The 19,397-nt window shown below is 69.0% G+C and carries 15 protein-coding genes; all 15 read right to left on the reverse strand.

Going from position 1 to position 19,397, the window contains the following annotated elements; all coding sequences use genetic code 11:
• Positions 1-130: 130 nt before the first annotated feature.
• Positions 131-1,042, reverse strand: a complete 912-nt coding sequence (lpxC, locus tag ACW5F0_RS05865) for a UDP-3-O-acyl-N-acetylglucosamine deacetylase (RefSeq protein WP_456965030.1) — start codon at positions 1,040-1,042, stop codon at positions 131-133.
• 217 nt (positions 1,043-1,259) lie between these two features.
• Entirely contained in the window at positions 1,260-2,516 is a 1,257-nt protein-coding gene (gene ftsZ, locus ACW5F0_RS05870; RefSeq protein WP_456965029.1) for a cell division protein FtsZ, read from the reverse strand.
• A 166-nt stretch (positions 2,517-2,682) separates the two neighbouring features.
• Positions 2,683-3,918 carry a cell division protein FtsA gene (gene ftsA / locus ACW5F0_RS05875; protein ID WP_144892558.1) on the reverse strand — a complete coding sequence of 412 codons (1,236 nt, stop codon included), beginning with the start codon at positions 3,916-3,918 and terminating at the stop codon, positions 2,683-2,685.
• Positions 3,915-4,622, reverse strand: coding sequence for a cell division protein FtsQ/DivIB (locus ACW5F0_RS05880; protein ID WP_456999271.1), 708 nt, complete (start codon positions 4,620-4,622; stop codon positions 3,915-3,917). Before ACW5F0_RS05880 ends, ftsA begins: the two co-directional genes overlap by 4 nt.
• Complete coding sequence (locus ACW5F0_RS05885) at positions 4,619-5,557, reverse strand: D-alanine--D-alanine ligase (RefSeq protein WP_456999272.1); 939 nt, start codon at positions 5,555-5,557, stop codon at positions 4,619-4,621. Before ACW5F0_RS05885 ends, ACW5F0_RS05880 begins: the two co-directional genes overlap by 4 nt.
• Positions 5,554-7,008, reverse strand: a complete 1,455-nt coding sequence (gene murC / locus ACW5F0_RS05890) for a UDP-N-acetylmuramate--L-alanine ligase (protein WP_456965026.1) — start codon at positions 7,006-7,008, stop codon at positions 5,554-5,556. Before murC ends, ACW5F0_RS05885 begins: the two co-directional genes overlap by 4 nt.
• Positions 7,005-8,315, reverse strand: a complete 1,311-nt coding sequence (gene ftsW / locus ACW5F0_RS05895) for a putative lipid II flippase FtsW (protein WP_456965025.1) — start codon at positions 8,313-8,315, stop codon at positions 7,005-7,007. The genes murC and ftsW overlap by 4 nt, the downstream gene beginning before the upstream one ends.
• The gene (gene mraY, locus ACW5F0_RS05900; RefSeq protein WP_456965024.1) at positions 8,315-9,400 is read right to left on the reverse strand and encodes a phospho-N-acetylmuramoyl-pentapeptide-transferase; all 1,086 of its coding nucleotides are present in this window, start codon (positions 9,398-9,400) and stop codon (positions 8,315-8,317) included. The genes ftsW and mraY overlap by 1 nt, the downstream gene beginning before the upstream one ends.
• On the reverse strand, positions 9,390-10,889 hold the full coding sequence (locus tag ACW5F0_RS05905) for a UDP-N-acetylmuramoyl-tripeptide--D-alanyl-D-alanine ligase (RefSeq protein WP_456999273.1): 1,500 nt from the start codon (positions 10,887-10,889) through the stop codon (positions 9,390-9,392). The genes mraY and ACW5F0_RS05905 overlap by 11 nt, the downstream gene beginning before the upstream one ends.
• Positions 10,886-12,361: a UDP-N-acetylmuramoyl-L-alanyl-D-glutamate--2,6-diaminopimelate ligase gene (locus tag ACW5F0_RS05910; protein WP_456999274.1), complete on the reverse strand. Its 1,476-nt coding sequence runs from the start codon at positions 12,359-12,361 to the stop codon at positions 10,886-10,888. Before ACW5F0_RS05910 ends, ACW5F0_RS05905 begins: the two co-directional genes overlap by 4 nt.
• Positions 12,358-14,205, reverse strand: a complete 1,848-nt coding sequence (locus tag ACW5F0_RS05915) for a peptidoglycan D,D-transpeptidase FtsI family protein (RefSeq protein WP_456965021.1) — start codon at positions 14,203-14,205, stop codon at positions 12,358-12,360. Before ACW5F0_RS05915 ends, ACW5F0_RS05910 begins: the two co-directional genes overlap by 4 nt.
• Positions 14,202-14,465, reverse strand: a complete 264-nt coding sequence (gene ftsL / locus ACW5F0_RS05920; RefSeq protein ID WP_456965020.1) for a cell division protein FtsL — start codon at positions 14,463-14,465, stop codon at positions 14,202-14,204. Before ftsL ends, ACW5F0_RS05915 begins: the two co-directional genes overlap by 4 nt.
• Positions 14,462-15,418, reverse strand: a complete 957-nt coding sequence (gene rsmH, locus ACW5F0_RS05925) for a 16S rRNA (cytosine(1402)-N(4))-methyltransferase RsmH (RefSeq protein ID WP_456965019.1) — start codon at positions 15,416-15,418, stop codon at positions 14,462-14,464. Before rsmH ends, ftsL begins: the two co-directional genes overlap by 4 nt.
• Positions 15,415-15,861 (reverse strand): division/cell wall cluster transcriptional repressor MraZ, encoded by a 447-nt coding sequence (mraZ, locus tag ACW5F0_RS05930; protein WP_456965018.1) that lies wholly within the window; start codon positions 15,859-15,861, stop codon positions 15,415-15,417. Before mraZ ends, rsmH begins: the two co-directional genes overlap by 4 nt.
• 313 nt (positions 15,862-16,174) lie before the next feature.
• On the reverse strand, positions 16,175-19,069 hold the full coding sequence (locus tag ACW5F0_RS05935; RefSeq protein WP_456965017.1) for a TonB-dependent receptor domain-containing protein: 2,895 nt from the start codon (positions 19,067-19,069) through the stop codon (positions 16,175-16,177).
• Positions 19,070-19,397 lie beyond the last annotated feature (328 nt).

Genomic DNA, 19,397 nt, shown 5'->3' on the forward strand with positions numbered 1-19,397 from the left:
AAGAAACCCATTCGATTTTCGTTAATATTTCATTAAAGCGTGACCCTCGCGGCAAGAAGCCGTGAAAGTGGACAGCCCCGATTGGGCTTTGTGGACACCCCGATGCGGGGATGCCTGACGCGACCTGCGATCAGGCGGCGGGCTGGAGTTGCCCGTAGACCACGGGGCCCGCGATGGCCTCGGGAAAGGTCACCTCTTCCCACGCATCGGCCTGCGCAAGCAGTGCGCGGACCAGCTTGTTGTTGAGCGCGTGGCCGGACTTGTAGCCCTCGAAGGCGCCGATGACCGGGCGGCCGGCAAGGTACAGGTCGCCGACGGCGTCGAGGATCTTGTGGCGGACGAACTCGTCGGCGTAGCGCAGGCCGTCCTCGTTGAGCACCCGGAAATCGTCGAGCACGATGGCGTTGTCCATCGAACCGCCCAGGCCGAGGTTGCGGTCACGCATGTACTCGAGGTCGCGCATGAAGCCGAAGGTGCGGGCGCGGCTGACCTCGCGGATGTAGTTCTCGGTCGAGAACTCCACCACCGCGCGGGACCGCGTGGTCGGGATGGCGGGATGGTTGAAATCGATGGTGAAGCCCAGGCGGAAGCCGTCGTAGGGCTCGAAGCGGGCAATCTTGTCGCCGTCGCGGACCTCGACCGGGCGCGTGATGCGGATGAAGCGCTTGGGCGCGTCCTGCTCGACGATGCCGGCGGACTGCAGCAGGAACACGAACGGACCCGAGGAGCCGTCCATGATCGGCACTTCGGCCGCGGACAGTTCCACCATGATGTTGTCGATGCCAAGGCCGGCCAGCGCCGACATCAGGTGCTCGACGGTCTGGATATTGGCGCCATCGACGGAGAGGCCCGTGCACAGCGTGGTTTCGGTGACCAGGGTGGCCTCGGCCGGGATCTCGACCGGCGGCTCGACGTCGACGCGACGGAACACGATGCCCGAATCGGCCGGCATCGGGCGCAGGGTCATGAACACCTTTTCGCCGCTGTGCAGCCCTACGCCGGTGGCGCGGGTGACATTCCTGATAGTGCGCTGCTGGACCATTCACGGACTCTGGGTGTGGATGCCCGGCGAATCAAGCACGCAGGCGGATTGGAGCGGTTCGCAATTTAACACGCGGCCCGCTGAACCTGAACGGAGCGCTCTTTCCGAAGGAAGCCCCAAAAACCGCCCCCTCCCCTGTGGGAGCAGCTATAGCTGCGATCGCTGCAATCGCGGCTATAGCCGCTCCCACCGGGGGAGGGAGGGAGGGATGCTGCGATCAGTCGGCCTGGCGGCGCAGGAACGCGGGGATGTCGAGGTAGCCCGAATCGCCACCGCCGCCGAAGTCGGCCACGGCCGGCGTCGTCGGCGCTGCTTCCGCGGAACCGCGACGCAGGCCCATGCCCATGCCGTGACCGGCGTGCACCGCCTGCGGCTCGTCGTCCTCGATCAGCATGCCGGTGGTGCCGTCGCGGCGGCCGGCGCTGTTGATCAGCTGGATGTTCGGGCGGCGCTGCGGCTCGAACGCGGTGTCGCGGCCGTAGCCGGAATCGCGCACCACGCCGCGGGCCTGGGCCCGGTTGAGGCCGGTGGCGACCACGGTCACGCGCACGTCGTCCTGCATGTCCGGGTCGAGCACGGTGCCGATGACGATGGTGGCGTCTTCGCTGGCGAAGTTCTCCACGGTGCGGCCGACCTCGTCGAACTCGGCCATGGTGAAGTCCGGACCGGCGGTGATGTTGACCAGGATGCCGTTGGCGCCGGCCAGGTTGACGTCGTCGAGCAGCGGGTTCTGGATCGCGGACTCGGCGGCGGCCTGCGCGCGGTCGTCGCCGCGGGCGGTGCCGGTGCCCATCATCGCCAGGCCCATCTCGCTCATCACGGTGCGCACGTCGGCGAAGTCGACGTTGATCAGGCCGGGACGCACGATCAGGTCGGCGATGCCCTGCACGGCGCCCAGCAGCACGTCGTTGGCGGCGCGGAAAGCCTGCACCATGGTGGCGTTGCGGCCGAGCACGGTGATCAGCTTCTCGTTGGGGATGGTGATCAGCGAGTCGCAGTTGGCCGACAGTTCCTCGATGCCCTTCAGCGCCACCTGCATGCGGCGGCGGCCTTCGAACGGGAACGGCTTGGTGACCACGGCGACGGTCAGGATGCCCATCTCCTTGGCCAGCTGCGCCACCACGGGTGCCGCACCGGTGCCGGTGCCGCCGCCCATGCCGGCGGTGATGAAGACCATGTCCGCGCCCTGCAGCGCTTCCATGATCTGGTCGCGGTCCTCGAGCGCGGCCTGGCGGCCGACCTCGGGGTTGGCGCCCGCGCCCAGGCCCTTGGTGACGCTGGTGCCGAGCTGCAGCTGCAGCTTGGAGCCGCAGTTCTTGATCGCCTGCGAGTCGGTGTTGGCGGTGATGAATTCCACGCCGTCCACGCTGCTGTTGACCATGTGGTTGACGGCGTTGCCACCGCCGCCGCCCACGCCGATGACCTTGATGACGGCGTTGGGAGCCATCTTTTCTACCAGTTCAAAGTGCGCCATGTCCGTAGTCCTCTGATGTCGTTATGTGGTGCTGGTGTTTTCTAGTTGTTGGTGGTGTTGCGTGTTGCCAATCGTTTTCGTCGTCGCCTTGCCTGCCATCGCGGCCAAGGCCGCTCCCACAAAAGCGCTCGGGGTCGCTCCAGGTACTGGATGTGCGCGCGCATGATCAGAACTCCCCGTTGAACCAGGTCTTGAGCTTCTTGAGCAGGCTGCCGGCGCGCCCCGTGGGCAGCACCGGGCGCCGCGGATGCTCGATCTGGCTGCCCATCAGCAGCAGGCCGACGCCGGTCGCGTGGACGGGGTTGTTCACCACTTCCCCCAGGCCTGTGACGTGCTGCGGGATGCCCACGCGCACCGGCATCTGCAGCATTTCCTCGGCCAGTTCGACCACGCCTTCCATCTTCGCGGCGCCGCCGGTGAGCACCATGCCGGCGCGCACGTGCTGCTCAAAGCCCGAGCGGCGCAGTTCGGCCTGCACCATCTCGAAGATCTCCTCGTAACGGGCCTGCACGGCCTGGGCCAGCGACTGGCGCGGCAGGCGACGCGGCGGACGGTCGCCGACGCTCGGGACCTGGATCGATTCTTCGCTGGTCGCCAGCTGCGCCAGCGCACAGGCGTAGCGGACCTTGATCTGCTCGGCTTCGGGCGTGGGCGTGCGCAGCATGTGCGCGATGTCCTCGGTGACCTTGTCGCCGGCGATCGGCAGGCTGGAGGTGTGGCAGATCGCGCCCTGCACGAACACCGCCAGATCGGTGGTGCCGGCGCCGATGTCGACCATCACCACGCCCAGCTCGCGCTCGTCGCTGGTGAGCACCGCGGTGCTGGAAGCCAGCGAGGACAGCACCAGGTCGTCGATCTGCAGGTCGCAGCGCTGCACGCACTTGGAGATGTTGGCAGCGGCCGACTGCGCGCAGACCACCAGGTGCGCATGCACCTCCAGGCGCACGCCTGTCATGCCGACCGGGTTGCGGATGCCTTCCTGCGAATCGTCGAGCACGTACTCGCGCGGGATCGCATGCAGGATCTTCTGGTCGGCCGGGATCGCTACCGCCTTGGCGGCGTCGAGCACGCGGTCGAGATCGCTCCAGGTCACTTCGCCGTCGCGGATCGGGACGATGCCCGGCGAGTTCTTGCACTGCACGTGGCTGCCCGAGATCGAAGCGTAGACCGAGCGGATGTCGCAGCCGGCCATCAGCTCGGCCTCCTCGATCGCGCGCTGGATCGACTGCACGGTGGACTCGATGTCGACGACCACGCCGCGCTTGAGGCCGCGCGATTCGTGGCTGCCGATGCCGATCACCTCGATCGGGTTGCCCGGCGAATACTCGCCGACCAGGGCCACCACCTTGGAGGTGCCGATGTCGAGGCCGACGATGAGGGCCTTGTCGCCTTTGCGGTTCATGTGTTGCGTTCCTCGGCCCAGGTCAGGGCGAAGCCGTTCGTGTATCGGAGGTCCGCGCGCGACAGCGGCAGCTGGCGCTGGGCCAGGAGCTGCGGCAGCTGGCGTGCGAAACGGGCCATGCGGGTGCGCACCTGGTGGCTGCCGATCACCACCTCGGTGCCGTTGGACAGGACCAGGGCCCAGCTGCCGCGGCTGTCGAGCAGCAGCGCGCGCACGCCGTAGCCGGCCGGCGCGAACTGCTCGCGCGCGTCGTTGTACAGCTCGACCACGTCGCCGGCGCGGGCGTCGGGACCGTGCAGCAGCGGCAGGCCATTGGGTACCTCGATGCCCTCGGCGGGGAACACGCGGCCCTGCTGCGACAACACGTGGTCGTCGCCCCAGCGCGCGAAGGGACGGTGTTCCTGCACGCGTACTTCAAGCACGTCGGGCCAGCGCTTGCCGACCTCGGCCTGCTCGACCCAGGGCAGCACGGCCACGGCCTCGCGCGCATCATCCAGGCGCACGGCGAAGAAGCCCTGCTGCGCGTAGGGCAGCACCGCCGCGCGCACCGCATCGGGATCGACCTGCTGCAGGTTGTCGTTGATGCGCAGCGTGCGCAGCGGCCAGCGCTCGGCGCCGATCCAGCCTTGCAGCACCGACACCACCGGCAACGCGATCAGCGCCACCGCCAGGGCCCAGGCGAGGATGCGGGCGAGCGCGTTCACAGCGTCTGCTCCAGCACGCGCCAGCACAGTTCGGCGTAGTCGCAGCCAAGCTGGCCGGCGGCCTTGGGCACCAGCGAATGGCTGGTCATGCCCGGCGCGGTGTTGATTTCGATCAGCTGCAGGCCGCGCTCGCGGTCACGCATCACGTCCACGCGGCCCCAGCCGCTGCAGCCGGCGGCGCGGAATGCGTGCAGCGCGAGGGCGCGGATCGTGGCTTCGTCCTCGCCCTCGAGCCCCGGGCAGAGGTACTGCGTGTCGTCGGCGACGTACTTGGCGTGGTAGTCGTACCACTCGCCGGCGGGAACGATCCGGATCGACGGCAGCGCGACATCGCCGAGGATACCGACGGTGAGTTCGTCACCGCGCACCATCTGCTCCATCAGCAGTTCGCCGTCGTAGCCCGCGGCGAATTCGACCGCGGGCGCAAGGTCGGTCTCGGCCAGCACGCGGAACACGCCGACGCTGGAACCTTCGCTGGACGGCTTCACGAACACCGGCAGGCCAAGGCGCCGCGCGGCGGCAGTCAGGTCGGCGCCCTTGGGCAGGCGCTCGTAGCGCGGCGTGGGCAGCCCTTCGGACAGCCAGACCTGCTTGGTGCGGATCTTGTCGAGGGTGAGCGCGCAGCCGAGCACGTCGGAGCCGGTGTACGGCACGCGCAGCGCGGCAAGCAGGCCCTGCAGCACGCCGTTCTCGCCGACGCCGCCGTGGAGGATGTTGAACACGCGGTCGAAGCGACCGGCCTGGAGGGCCTCGAGCATCGCCGGCACGCCGTCCACTGGGGTCGCGTCGACGCCACGCGCGCGCAGGGCCTCGAGCACGCCGGCACCGGAGTCCAGCGACACTTCCCGCTCGCTGGTGTCGCCGCCCATGAGCACGGCCACGCGCCCGAAGGCGGCGGGGTCGGTCATGCGCAGCGGGGGCAGGCGATCGCTCATGCGTCCTCCCCTTCCTGCGGGAAGCCTTCGGCCACCAGGTTCTGCGCCACCTGGCCGATGTCGCCGGCGCCCATCACCAGCAGCAGGTCGCCGTCTTCGAGGATGTCGGGCAGCACCGCGCGCAGGTCGCCGGGGCTGTTGACCACGACCGGGTCGATGCGGCCGCGGGCACGGATGGCACGCGCCAGGGCGCGGGCATCGGCGCCGGCCAGCGGCTGCTCGCCGGCGGGATAGACCTCGGTCAGCACCAGGGCGTCGACATCGGACAGCACGCCGGCGAAGTCGTCGAGCAGGTCGCGGGTGCGGCTGTAGCGGTGCGGCTGGAAGGCCACCACCAGGCGGCGCTCCGGCCAGCCGCCGCGGGCGGCTTCGAACACCGCGGCGAGTTCGCGCGGATGGTGGCCGTAATCGTCGACCAGCTGCACGGTGGCGCCGCGCGCGGTGGTGAGTTCGGCCAGGCGGTTGAAGCGGCGGCCGATGCCCTCGAACTTCGCCAAGGCCGTGCGGATCGCTTCGGGCTTCACGCCCAGCTGCCAGGCGACGGCGGCCGCGGCCAGCGCGTTCTGCACGTTGTGGCGGCCAGGCAGCGCCAGCTCCATCGGCGTGGCCGAGGCATCGGGCAGCACCAGGTCGAAGTACATGGTCGGACCGTCCTGGCGCACGTTGTCGGCGCGGACGTCGGCATCGGCGTGGAAGCCATAGGTCATGACGTGGCGCGAGACGGCGCCGGCCAGGGCCGCGACCTCGGGATCGTCGATGCACAGCACGGCCAGGCCGTAGAACGGCAGCCGGTGCAGGAACTCGGAGAAGGCCTGCTGCACGCGCGCGAAATCGCCGCCGTAGTTCTCGAGATGGTCGACGTCGATGTTGGTGACGATGGCCACCAGCGGGTTCAGGCGCAGGAAACTGCCGTCGCTTTCATCGGCCTCGGCCACCAGCCAGTCGCCGCCGCCCAGGCGCGCGTTGGCACCTGCGGCCAGCAGCTTGCCGCCGATCACGAAGGTCGGGTCGAGCCCGCCTTCGGCCAGCACGCTGGCGAGCAGCGAGGTGGTGGTGGTCTTGCCGTGGGTGCCGGCGACGGCGACGCCGCGGCGGAAGCGCATCAGTTCGGCCAGCATCTCCGCGCGCGGCACCACGGGGATGCGCTGCGCGCGCGCTTCCATCAGCTCCGGGTTGTCGGGCTGGATGGCGCTGGAAATCACCACGCAGTCGGTGCCGAGCACGTTGGCGGCCGCGTGGCCGCGGTGCACGGTGGCGCCGAGGCTCGCCAGGCGACGGGTGACCGCGCTGTCGGCGGTGTCGGAGCCCGACACCTGGTAGCCCAGCGTGCACAGCACCTCGGCGATGCCGCTCATGCCGGTGCCGCCGATGCCGATGAAGTGCACGCGCGAATGCCGCCGCGCGAAGTCGACCATCGCCACGCCGTGGGTGTCGTGGAGGCGCTGGATCATGCCTGCGCTCCCGGGTTGAGCCTGGGTTCGATGCGCTGGCGCAGGCGCGCCGTGCCGCGCGCGGCCAGCGAAGGCACCGGCTGCGCGGTCGGTGGCGGCGGCGATGCAGTGGCGGCGGGCGCGGCGGCTTCGCCGCGCAGGCGCGCGACCTGGCGCTGGGTGCGGTCGAGTTCGTAGGACACGCGCAGCAGCAGGCCCACGGCAACGCAGGTCATCATCACGCTGGACCCGCCCGAGGACACCAGTGGCAGGGTCAGGCCCTTGGTGGGCAGCAGGCCGAGGTTCACGCCGATCGACACCAGCGCCTGCAGGCTCAGCCACAGCGCGATGCCGAAAGCGATGTAGCCGGCGAAGTGGCGGCGCGTCTCCACGCAGCGCAGGCCAACCAGGAACGCACGACCAACCAGCAGCGCGTACAGGCCGATCACCAGGCACACGCCGACGAAGCCGAGCTCCTCCGCGATCACCGCGAGGATGAAATCGGTATGCGCCTCGGGCAGGTAGTTGAGCTTCTGGATCGACGCGCCCAGGCCCACGCCCCAGAACTCGCCGCGGCCCACCGCCATCAGCGCGTTGGCCAGCTGGTAGCCGCTGTTGAAGGGATCGGCGAAGGGATCCATGAAGGACGTCAGGCGGCGCATGCGGTAGGGCTCGGCGATCGCCACCAGCGCCAGCACCGGCAGCAGCGCCAGCACCGGCGCCGCCATGCGTGGCAGGTGCACGCCGCCCAGCACCAGCATGCCGGCGGTGATCGCAAGCAGCAGCGCCAGCGAACCGAAGTCGGGCTGGAACGCCAGCAGCACCATCAGCACGATGGCCACGCCGATGGGCTTGAGCATCGCGCCCCAGGTCGCGTTGACCTCGTCGCGGAAGCGCACCAGGTAGCTGGCGAGCCACACGATGTACATCACCTTCACCGCCTCGACCGCCTGGAAGTTCGACACGCCCAGGTTGATCCAGCGCTGCGCGCCGTTGACGGTGTGGCCGATGCCCGGCACGAACACCAGCAGCAGGGCCACGAAGCAGGCGACCAGCAGCGCGCGGTCGAAGCGCTCGATGGTCTTGAGTTCGGTGCGCATCACCCAGAACGCCAGGCCCGCGCCCAGCGCCATGAACACCACGTGGCGGACCAGGAAGTAGTACGGGCCGACGCCGAGCTCCTCGCCCACCGCGATCGAGCTCGAGGCCACCATCACGATGCCTAGCGCCGCCAGCGCGATCACGGCGCCGAGCATCCACGGGTCGAAGTGCCCGCCGATGGACTCGAGGCGGACGGCCTGGCTGCTGCGGTCGTGGGTCCGGTCCATCAGCGCACCTTCAAGGTGGCGAGGCCGACGAGGACCAGGATCACCGAGATGATCCAGAAGCGGACGATCACGCGCGGCTCCGGCCAGCCCTTCAGTTCGAAGTGGTGGTGGATCGGTGCCATGCGGAACACGCGCTTGCCGGTGAGCTTGAACGACGCCACCTGGATGATCACCGAGAGCGTTTCGATGACGAAGATGCCGCCCATCACCACCAGCACCAGCTCCTGGCGCACGATCACCGCGACCGTGCCGAGCACGGCGCCCAGCGCCAGCGCACCGATGTCGCCCATGAACACCATCGCCGGATAGGTGTTGAACCACAGGAAGCCCAGCCCTGCCCCTGCGATCGCGGCGCAGATGATCACCAGTTCGCCTGCGCCGGGCACGCGCGGGATCTGCAGGTATTCGGCGAACTGCGCGTGGCCGGAGGCATAGGCGAACACGCCGAGCGCGCAGGCCACCAGCACCGTGGGCATGATCGCCAGGCCGTCGAGGCCGTCGGTCAGGTTGACGGCGTTGGAGAAGCCGACGATCCAGAAGTAGGCGATCACCACGAAGGAAAGACCGGCCAGCGGCAGCGCCACGGCCTTGAAGAAGGGGATGTAGAACGTGGTCGCCGCCGGGGTGTCGGCGGTGTAAAGCAGGAACAGGCCGGCGGCGAGGCCGAAGATCGACTGCAGCAGGTACTTCGTGCGCGAGCGCATGCCGTTGGGATCGCGCTTCACGATCTTGATCCAGTCGTCCCACCAGCCGATGGCGCCGAAGGCCACCATCACCAGCAACACCACCCAGACATAGCGGTTGCGCAGGTCGCCCCAGAGCAGGGTCGATGCGAGCACGGTGAGCAGGATCAGGCCACCGCCCATGGTCGGCGTGCCGGCCTTGGAGAAGTGCGTCTGCGGGCCGTCCTGGCGGATCGGCTGGCCGCCCTTGTACTGGGCGAGCTTGCGGATCACCGCGGGGCCCCACCACAGCGACAGGAAGAGTGCGGTAAGGGCCGCGAGGATGCCGCGGAAGGTGAGGTAGCCGAACAGGCCGAACAGGCCTTCGAGCTGCTCCAGCCAGCGCGTGAGTTCAAGCAGCATCGGTATCGACTCCTTCCAGCAGCGTGCGGACCACGCGATCCATCGCGCTGCCGCGCGATCCCTTGACCAGCACCGTGGGCCCGGCCCTTGTGGGAGCGGCCCCTGTGGGAGCAGCCCCTGTGGGAGCGGCTACAGCCGCGATGTCGGCGGCGCCAATCGCGGCTTTAGCCGCTCCCACAAGGGCGGGGCCAATCGCGGCTGTAGCCGCTCCCACAAGGGCGGCCCGCACCGCGGCGGCGAGTTCCTCGTGCGTGGCGAAGACCTCCCCGCCCGCGCCAAACGATTCGGCCGCCTTCGCCGCGAGCTCACCCAGCGCGAATACCCGCACCACGCCGGTTTCGCGGGCGCGACGTCCCGCGGCTTCGTGCAGCGCGACGGCATCCACGCCCAGCTCGCGCATGTCGCCCAGCACCAGCCAGCCGCCACCGCGCGATGTCGCGAGGGTGTCGATGGCCGCGGCGAGCGAGCCGGGATTCGCGTTGTAGCTGTCGTCCACCAGCCACGCGCCGCCCGGCAGGCGGTGGCGCACCAGGCGGCCTTCCACCGGACGCGCGCCGGTGAGGCCTTCGGCGATGGCCGCGAGCGGCGCATTGCAGGCGAGCGCCAGCGCGGCTGCGGCCATGGCGTTGGCGACGTTGTGGCGACCGGGCAGCGACAGCGACACGGCGACCTCGCCGGCGGGCGTGACCAGGGTGAACTCGCTGCCGTCCTCATGCAGGGCGATGTCGCGCGCGGTCACGTCGGCGCGGGCGCCAAAGCCGAAGCGCAACAGGCGCCGGCCGTGCGCGCGCTCGGCGAAGAAGGATTCGAAGGCATCGTCGGCGTTGATCACCGCGGTGCCGTCCGCGGGCAGCGCGTCGTAGATCGCGGCCTTGGTATCGGCGACGTTGGCCAGGCTGCCCATGCGCTCCAGGTGCGCCGGCGCGATGTTGTTGACCAGGGCCACGCGCGGACGCGCGATGGCGGCCAGGTAGGCGATGTCACCGGGCTTGCCCGCGCCCATTTCGTACACGGCGAAGCGCGCGTCGTCGTCGGCATCGATGATCGCCAGCGGCAGGCCGATCTCGTTGTTGCGGTTGCCGGGGCTGGCAGTCACCGTGGCAACGCGGCGCAGGATCGAAAGCACCAGCTCCTTGACGCTGGTCTTGCCGTTGCTGCCGGTGATCGCGACCACGTCCTGATCGACGCGCAAGGCCTGCAGCGCCGCGGCCAGCGAGCCCAGGGCCTCGACGGTATCGCCGACCACCACCTGCGGCAGCGCGGCATCGAGCGGGCGCGAGACCAGGGCAGCCGCTGCGCCCTTGGACGCCGCCGCGACCACGTGTTCGTGGCCGTCGAAGTTCTCGCCAGCGATCGCCACGAACAGCGGTGCACGGCTGCCGGCCGACAGCGTGCGGCTGTCGGTCACGATCGCGTCGACCTCGCGGTCCGCGCCCTGCAGGCGGCCGTTGCAGGCCTGGGCGATGCGCGAGAGCACGAGTGCCTTCATGCCCACGCTCCCAGCGCGCGCTGCGCCACGTCGCGATCGTCGAAGGGATGACGCACGCCGTCGATCTCCTGGTAGGGCTCGTGGCCCTTGCCTGCGACCAGCACGATGTCGCCGGGACCGGCGGCGCCAACAGCACGTTCGATCGCGGTGGCACGATCGCGCTCGACGGTCACGGTGGCGGGATCGCTGAAGCCGGCCAGGATGTCGGCGACGATGGCGTTGCCGTCTTCGCCGCGCGGATTGTCGTCGGTGACCACCACGGCATCGGCGCCCTGTTCCGCCGCGGCCGCCATTTCAGGGCGCTTGCCGCGGTCGCGCTCGCCGCCGCAGCCGAAGACGCAGGTGATGCGCCCGGCGGCATGCGCGCGCACGCTCGCCAGCGCCTGCTCGAGTGCGTCGGGCGTGTGCGCATAGTCGACCACCACCAGCGGCTGGCCGTCGTGGCCGCCAAGGCGGTTCATGCGACCGGCGATGGGCTGCAGCTGGCCGAGCACGCGGGCGATGTCCGCCGCGCCGATGCCCTGCGCATGCAGCACGCCGGCGACGGCCAGCAGGTTCTCGATGTTGAAGCGGCCAAGCAGCGGCGAGCGCACCGGATGCAACTCGCGGCCGACGCGCAGGTCGAACCCGATCCCCGCGCCATCGAGCACGATGGCCGACGCAGCGACGGCCGCGGCATCGGCGTCGCGCGCGCTCGTGCCAATACGCTGAAGGCCATCGGGCAGGCGCGCGAAGAGTTCGCGGCCGAAGCCGTCGTCGATGTTCACCACCGCCGCAACCAGGCCCGGCACCGAGAACAGGCGTTCCTTGGCGGCACCGTAGGTGGCCATGTCGCCGTGGTAATCGAGATGGTCGCGGGTGAGGTTGGTGAACACGCCGACCTGGAAGTGCACCGCGTCCACGCGGCCCTGGTCGAGCGCGTGCGAACTGGTTTCCATCGCCACCGCATGCGCGCCGGCGTCGCGCAGCTCGGCGAGCAGCGCGTGCACTTGCAGCACCAGCGGCGTGGTGAAGCCCGTTGGGCGCACGTCGCCATGCAGGCCGGCGCCCAGCGTGCCGATGGTGGCGGCGCGGCGGCCAAGCAGTTCCCAGGCCTGGGCGAGCAGCTGCACGGTGGAGGTCTTGCCGTTGGTGCCGGTGACCGCGACCGTCGCCATCGCCGCCGACGGGCGGCCGTGGAATTCGTCGGCCATGGTGCCCATGCGCGCGCGCAGACCGGGCACTGCGATGGCGCCCGGCGGAGGCGCCGGCACGTCGGCGGGCACAGGCGGCTCATACATCACCGCCGCGGCGCCGTCGGCCAGCGCGCGCTCGGCGAAGTGCAGGCCGTGCGTGCCGAAGCCGCCGATCGCGACAAAGCCGTCGCCCGGACGCACCGCGCGGCTGTCGAGCACCAGGCCCGAAACTTCGAGCCCGGCCGGCACGTCGGCTACGTCCGGCAGCAGCTCGCGAAGCGCCATCTGGCGGCTCACTGGCCACCTCCCGACGGCGGAGGCGTGGATACGGCTGCGCCTGCGGAGGCACGCGTGGATCCTGCCGCGGGGGCAACCGCAACGCGCGGCGCGTTGCGTGCGCGTTCCTTCGCCTGCTGCTTCGCCTGCTCGGCCAGCCAGGTCTCGATGTCGTCGGGCGGCACGTCCATCAGGCGCAGCGCGCCGTCCATCGTGGTCTGGAACACCGGCGCCGACACCAGGCCGCCATAGATGCCCTTGGCCGGATCCGGATCGTCGATCACCACCACCATCGCGAAGCGCGGGTTCTCCACCGGCACCACGCCGGCGAAGAAGGAGACATAGCGGCGCGAGTAGCCGCCGCCGGATGCCTTGCGCGCGGTGCCGGTCTTGCCGGCGACGTGGTAGCCGGGAATCGCCGCCTGGATGGCGGTGCCACCAGGCTCGGTGACCGTCTGCATCATGCGCAGCACGGTGTCGGCGATCTCGGCGGAGATCACCTGTCGCGATTCCGAATGCTGGCCCTTGACCAGGGTCGGCTGCACCGCCCGGCCGTGGTTGGCGAGGGTGGCGTAGGAATGGGCGATCTGCAGCGGCGTCGCCGACAGTCCATAGCCGTAGCTCATCGTCTGCTTGGTGGTGCCGCTCCAGCTGGCGGCCGGCTGCAGCAGGCCCGACGCTTCGCCCGGAAAGCCGCTGCCGGTGCTCTTGCCGTAGCCCAGCCGCGACAGGAAATCGTGGAAGTACTGGTTGTCCAGCTTCTGCACGATCATCGAGGTGCCGATGTTGGAGCTCTTGGTGATCACGCCCGTGGTGTCGAGCACGCCCAAATTGCGGTGGTCGGTGGTGCGGTAGCGCCCGTTGGGAATCCAGCCCGGGTTGGTGTCGAAGATCGTGTTCACGGTGATCACGCCGGCCTCGAGCCCGGCGGCCACGGTGATCGGCTTGATCGTTGAACCGGGCTCGATCAGGTCGGTGACCGCACGGTTGCGGCGCGCATCGCGGTGCTCGCCGGTGACCGCGTTGGGATTGAACGTGGGCAGGTTGGCCATGGCGAGGATCTCGCCGGTGGCGATGTCGAGCACCACGGCGGATCCCGCGACCGCGCCGGTGCGCTGCAGCGTGGCGCGCAGCTCGCGGTGCGCGAGGTACTGGATGCGGCGGTCGATGCTGAGCGTGAGGTCCTTGCCCGGCTGTGCGGCGCGCACCAGGTCGACGTTCTCGACGATGCGGCCGCGGCGGTCGCGGATCACCTTCTGCGCGCCCGGGATGCCGCTCAGCCATTCGTCGAACGCGAGCTCCACGCCTTCCTGGCCGGCATCGTCGATGTTGGTGAAGCCGAGCACGTGCGCCAGCGCCTCGCCCTGCGGATAGAAGCGGCGAAACTCGCGCTGCGAGAACACGCCCGGGACCTTGTGCGCGAGGATCTGCTGCGCTTCGCTGGGATTGATGCGGCGCTTGAGGTAGACGAACTCCTTGTCCGCACGCTGCGCCAGGCGGCGCTCCAGATGGTCCAGCGGCACGCCCAGGGCCTCGGCCAGCTGCGGCAGGCGCTCGGGCGTTTTGAGCAGCTCCTGGGGATTGCCCCAGACGCTGTCCACCGGCGACGACACCGCCAGCGGCTCCCCGTTGCGGTCGGTGATCATGCCGCGCGAGGTCGGGATCGGGATCTCACGCAGGAAGCGCGAGTCGGCCTTCTGCTGGTAGTAGGCGTTGTCGATCAGCTGCAGGTCGACCGCGCGCGCCACCAGCACGACGCCGCAGACGCCCAGAACGCCCACCACCAGCTTCAGCCGGCCGCGCAGGTCGAACTGCGCGCGGCCGCGGGGGCGCACGGTGCCGTTGCGGTCGCGACGGAACTTCATGGCCGCACCACCACGATGTCCCCGGCTTCCGGGAACTTCATGCCCAGGCGCATGCGCGCGACATGGTCGATGCGGTTGGCCTCGGCCCAGGTCGCCTGCTCGATCTGCAGGCGGCCGAAGTCGATGTTGAGCTCGTCGCGCTCGTCGACCAGGCGGGTCAGCTCCACGAACAGCTGGCGGTGCTGGTGGCGCGCGTGCACGACGCCGATCGCGGCGAGCACGTTGGCGATCAGCAGCACGACGACCAGGAAGCGGGTCATGGTCGCGCCTCCAGCTTTTCGGCCACGCGCAGCACGGCGCTGCGCGCGCGCGGATTGCCGGCCAGCTCGTCGGAGCCGGCCCGGATCGCGCCGCCGACGTCGCGCAGCGTGGGTACGAAGGGCGCGGCCTCGGGCAGGCGACGGTTGCCGGCCGGCGGCTTGGCGCGGGCGGCGATGAAACGCTTGGCGATGCGGTCTTCCAGCGAGTGGAAGCTGATCACCGCCAGGCGGCCGCCCGGGCGCAGGGCGGCCTGGGCAGCTTCAAGGCCGGCTTCCAGGTCGGCCAGTTCGCGGTTGATGTGGATGCGGATGCCCTGGAAGGAGCGCGTGGCCGGGTGGATCTCGTGGCGGCCGGGCTTCGGCCGCGGCATCACCGAGGCGATGAGCTCGGCCAGCTCGGAGGTGCGCGTGATCGGCGCCTGGGCGCGGCGCTCGACGATCGTGCGGGCGATGCGGCGGCTCATGCGCTCCTCGCCATAGGTCCAGAGCACGTCGGCGATCTCGTCGGCGGAGGCGCGCGCAAGCCAGTCGGCGGCGCTTTCGCCGGAATCGGGATCCATGCGCATGTCCAGCGGGCCGTCCTTGCCGAAGCTGAAGCCGCGCGCGGCGACGTCGAGCTGGGGCGAGGACACGCCGAGGTCGAACAGCACGCCGTCCAGGCCGTCGCTGACTGCGTCCCAGTGGCCGAGGTCGGCGAAGCTGCCGCGGCGGATCGACACGCGCGGATCGGCCCCGAACTCCTGTTCGGCAACGGCGATCGCTTCGGGATCCTTGTCCATGACCAGCAGCCGGCCTCCGCTCCCAAGCGCCTCCAGCACGCCGCGCGCGTGGCCGCCGCGGCCGAAGGTGCCATCCAGGTAGGTTCCGTCCCCACGCACGAGCAGCCCTTCCATGACCTGCTTGAACAAGACCGGAAGGTGCGCGGAGCGGGCATCCGCGGCACCCGCGGTCACAACTGCAGCCCGTCCAGTTCGTCGCCGAAATCGTCGTCGCCCAGCGGCGTCTCGATCTGCGTGCGATGTGCCTGTTCGCTCCAGAGTTCGAACTTGTCGCCCATCCCCAGCAGCACGGCCTTCTTTTCAATGCCGATGGCGTTGCGGTGGCTGGCCGGGATCGAGACGCGGCCGTTGCCGTCGGGCTCGACCACCGTCGCCGCACCAACCAGCTTCAGCTGCAGGGCGCGATGGGCCTTCTTGACCTTGGGCAGCTTGTTGACGCCATCGCGCACCTGTTCCCAGGCGGCGTACGGGTAGATGTAGAGCGAGCCCTTCTCGAAGGGGTTGTAGGTGATCACCAGCCGATTGCCGAATTCGGACGCGACGATGTCCCGGTAGCTGGTCGGAATCGCCAGCCGTCCCTTGTCGTCGATCGTGATGGCGTGCTCGCCCTGCAACACTTGCGCCTACCCACTCCATACCCGTCTGCGGCGGGCTTCATTGCTAGGAAAAACCACGATATTCCCGGTCTTCCCACGCAACGCCACCTTAGGAGTGCTCCACACCCTTGTCAACAACTGGCAGCGGGAATTTTCATCAGGCAGGTCAATGACTTGCGCAACACTTCAGAGACTTGTTCAAGCTTTATCCACAAGCTGCTGTTTAGTCTCAAATTTTGAGAACCACCACGTGGTCTTCACCTGAACCGTGCCTGCGCGCACAAAAAAGCCGGGGCCCCTTGCGGGACCCCGGCCGGTGTCACCCCAGCGCCGATCAGAAGCGCTGCTGGTACTTCATGAACACGAAGCGGCCAAGGTCGAAGCCGCCGTAGTAGGCGAAGTTCGAGTTCGGCTGGTCGAACGCCGGCGCCGCGTAGTGGTTGAACACGTTGTTGGCACCCACCGCCACGGTCGCGTTCCACGGGGTCTTCACCGCGAACTGGACGTCGTGGAAGGTGTTCGAGCCGGTCTGGTTCATCGGGACGTTCTGGCCCTGGGTGTCAGGCGCCGCGTAGTCCGGGATGTTGCAGATCGAATCGAAGTAGCACTCTTCCTTCATCGAGGAGTAGTAGCGCATGCCCCAGTTCGCCGAGTACGCGCCCTGCTCCCAGTTCAGGTTCAGGTTCGAGCGCAGGCGGAAGTTGCCGCCGAAGCTCACGTACACCGACTCCGGCGTGGTGGCCTCGTTGGTGGTCTTCAGGTTGTTCTTGCTGACGTAGGTGTTCTGCCAGGTCGCGCCGAAGTTGCCGTAACCCGTCTGCACGCGGTAGGCCACGTCGAAGTCGAAGCCTTCCGTCTCCTGGTAGCCGGCGTTGCGCAGGCCATAGGTGAGGTCGTTGACGATGCCGGTGTTCGCGTCACGAGTGAAGCCCGAGCAGCGCGACTCGATCAGCGCGATGTAGCAGTCGCTGAGCATCTGGTTCGGGCTGTCGGACACCAGGGTGTTCTCGATGGTGATGTTCCACCAGTCGAGCGTCAGGCTCAGGCCTTCCACGTACGACGGGCTGTAGACCAGGCCGATCGTCTTGGACTCGGAGGTTTCCGGCGACAGCAGCGCGTTGGAGCCGCTGGTGAACGGCACCGGCGTCTGCGCCGCGGGACCGTCGGTCGGGGTGAAGCCCTGCTGCAGCTGGCGGTAGTCCGCCGCCACGTCCTGCAGGCAGCGCTGCGAGCCGGCCGCGGTACCGTATTCGCTGTCGCAGGGATCGCGGAAGCCGGTGGTGAAGGTCTGCGAGCCGCCGCCGTACAGGTCGGAGATCGTCGGCGCGCGGAAGCCCTCGGCCCAGGTGCCGCGGACCAGCAGGTCGTTCATCGGACGCCACTTCACGCCGAACTTGTTGTTGGTGGTGTCACCGAAGGTGCTGAAGTCCGAGTAGCGGCTGGCGACGTTGAAGCTCAGCTCCTGCGCGAACGCCATGTCGGCCAGGACCGGCACGTTCAGCTCGACGTAGAACTCGTCGACGTCGTACTCGCCGTAGGTCGGACCGGCGGCCAGGTTGGTCGAGTCGCCCGACTGCGAGATCGCGTCCGGGGTGTAACCGCCCTGCTCCTTGCGGTACTCGTAGCCCACCGCGAAGCCGAGGTCACCGGCCGGCAGGGTCACGATGGAACCCGCAAGGTTGGCGAAGTAGCTGGTGGTCTCGGTTTCGCCCAGCGCGTGCTCCTGCTTGAACAGGTAGGCGCGCACGGCTTCGTCGTCGAGCGAGTTGGCGACCGCGCCGGTGCCGAAGCCCGCAAAGGGGTTCCACGGCGTGCAGCCGGCGATCACTGCGCCCGGGGTGCCGCAGACCACGTTGCCGGCGTCGTCCATGAACGACGGACCCACGGCATTGCGGACGTTGGGGATGTAGAAGTTGCCGTTGCTGATCTTGGTCAGCTCGTTCTTGTTGTACAGGTAGCCGGCATCCCAGTCGAAGTAGCGGTCACCGACCTGGAACGCGCCGTCCAGGCCCGCCGTGAAGCGCCAGGTGGTGAGCTCGGATTCGGTGGTGCGCGGGTTTTCCCAGCCGCGGCGGCGCCAGTCGACGGCGCGGCCGTCATCGAGCGGGTTGAAGTAGCTGTCGGCGGACATCGCCGCGCCGAGCGCGGTCGACTGCACCGGGTAGCCCGCGATCTGCGAGTTGGCGACGCGATTGTTGTAGCCGATGTCGGTCGAGAAGCGGACGTTGTCGGTCAGGTCGTACTGGCCATTGACGTACAGCGAGCGGCGCTCCAGGGGCGTCAGCACGTGCATCTGCTGCGCGGCGTTGCTCATGTCGTCGTCGGTCTGCGGGTGGAACGCGTCCGAACCGATGGTGTCGCCACCGCGGTTGGGGGCGTACCAGGCGGCATCCATCGGGATGGTCTTGCCCTTGTCGTCAAGCTGCGGCGTGCCATCGGGGTTGCGCTTGATCAGGCCGCTGTTGGCGTTGTAGTTGCCCCACTGGCCGACCGGGCTGAGGCTGTGCTGCGGGAAGCCCGGGTAGGAGTCACGGCTGAACCAGCGGTCGCGGGCCCAGACGCCGTCTTCCTTGTGGTATTCGGCGGCAAGGGTGAGCGAGCCGCGGTCACCGGACATGCCCATGATGAAGTCGTAGCTTTCCTTCGCGCCGTCGCCATCGCCGAACTGGCCGTAATAGGCATTGGCCTCGGCGCCGTCGAAGTTCTTGCGGGTGATGATGTTGACCACGCCGGCCATCGCGTCGGAGCCGTAGATCGACGACGCGCCGTCCTTCAGGATCTCGATGCGGTCGACCATGACCGACGGGATCGAGGACACGTCCTGCAGGCCGTCGGTGGTGATGCCCAGGCGCTTGCCGTTCACCAGCACCAGCGTACGGTTGGCGCCGAGGTTGCGCAGGTCGATGTACTGGCCGCCGACCGCTTCACCGGAGGCGAGGGCCTCGGAGCGGCTGATCGCCGGGGAACCGGCGGCGGTCATGTTCTGGAGGATGTCGGCGACCGTGCGGAAGCCCTGGCCCTCGATGTCGGCGCGGCTGATGGTCAGCACCGGCTGCGCCGTCTCCATGTCGACCTGGCGGATACGCGAACCGGTGACCTCGATGCGATCAAGCGTCGTGGCGGAGGCAGTGTCCGTGGCGTCCTGCGCGAACGCGGGCAGCGAGACCGCCAGGGTCGCGCCAGCGAGCAGCGACGTGCGGATGGCGTCCCGCAGCAAACTTGTCTTCATGAGTACTCCAAAAATCTTTGGTTGATGAGTGCGAACAGTTAAAGCGTCGTTAAGAAAGCCGACCGGTCGACATTAGGGAGGGGCTGCCGTCCCCGGGTGCTCGCGCTGTCGCTTCGGCGTGCCCGAAATCGCCATCCGGCCCGATCCGGGGCATTTGTCACCGGCCGTTCATGAGCTTTTGAGAGGCCCCGCCACCCGCCGGCGACGCGACCGTGGCGCGCGTCCACGAGGCCACCAGATGCGCTCCAGGCCAGCGCCCATGCGGGGTTTCGTCGAAACGTCATCGATACGTCCTGCCGGAAGTCGAAACGTCCGCGCGGCTTCGCGA

This window comes from Luteimonas sp. A534, from assembly GCF_054072805.1.

Excerpts from the sequence above, each read along its gene's own strand:
- ftsW (WP_456965025.1), bottom strand. The coding sequence starts at position 8,315 with ATGGACCGGACCCACGACCGCAGCAGCCAGGCCGTCCGCCTCGAGTCC.
- ftsA (WP_144892558.1), bottom strand. The coding sequence starts at position 3,918 with ATGAACCGCAAAGGCGACAAGGCCCTCATCGTCGGCCTCGACATCGGC.
- ACW5F0_RS05885 (WP_456999272.1), bottom strand. The coding sequence starts at position 5,557 with ATGAGCGATCGCCTGCCCCCGCTGCGCATGACCGACCCCGCCGCCTTC.
- ftsL (WP_456965020.1), bottom strand. The coding sequence starts at position 14,465 with ATGACCCGCTTCCTGGTCGTCGTGCTGCTGATCGCCAACGTGCTCGCC.
- ACW5F0_RS05915 (WP_456965021.1), bottom strand. The coding sequence starts at position 14,205 with ATGAAGTTCCGTCGCGACCGCAACGGCACCGTGCGCCCCCGCGGCCGC.
- ftsZ (WP_456965029.1), bottom strand. The coding sequence starts at position 2,516 with ATGGCGCACTTTGAACTGGTAGAAAAGATGGCTCCCAACGCCGTCATC.
- lpxC (WP_456965030.1), bottom strand. The coding sequence starts at position 1,042 with ATGGTCCAGCAGCGCACTATCAGGAATGTCACCCGCGCCACCGGCGTA.
- murC (WP_456965026.1), bottom strand. The coding sequence starts at position 7,008 with ATGATCCAGCGCCTCCACGACACCCACGGCGTGGCGATGGTCGACTTC.
- mraY (WP_456965024.1), bottom strand. The coding sequence starts at position 9,400 with ATGCTGCTTGAACTCACGCGCTGGCTGGAGCAGCTCGAAGGCCTGTTC.
- ACW5F0_RS05905 (WP_456999273.1), bottom strand. The coding sequence starts at position 10,889 with ATGAAGGCACTCGTGCTCTCGCGCATCGCCCAGGCCTGCAACGGCCGC.
- ACW5F0_RS05935 (WP_456965017.1), bottom strand. The coding sequence starts at position 19,069 with ATGAAGACAAGTTTGCTGCGGGACGCCATCCGCACGTCGCTGCTCGCT.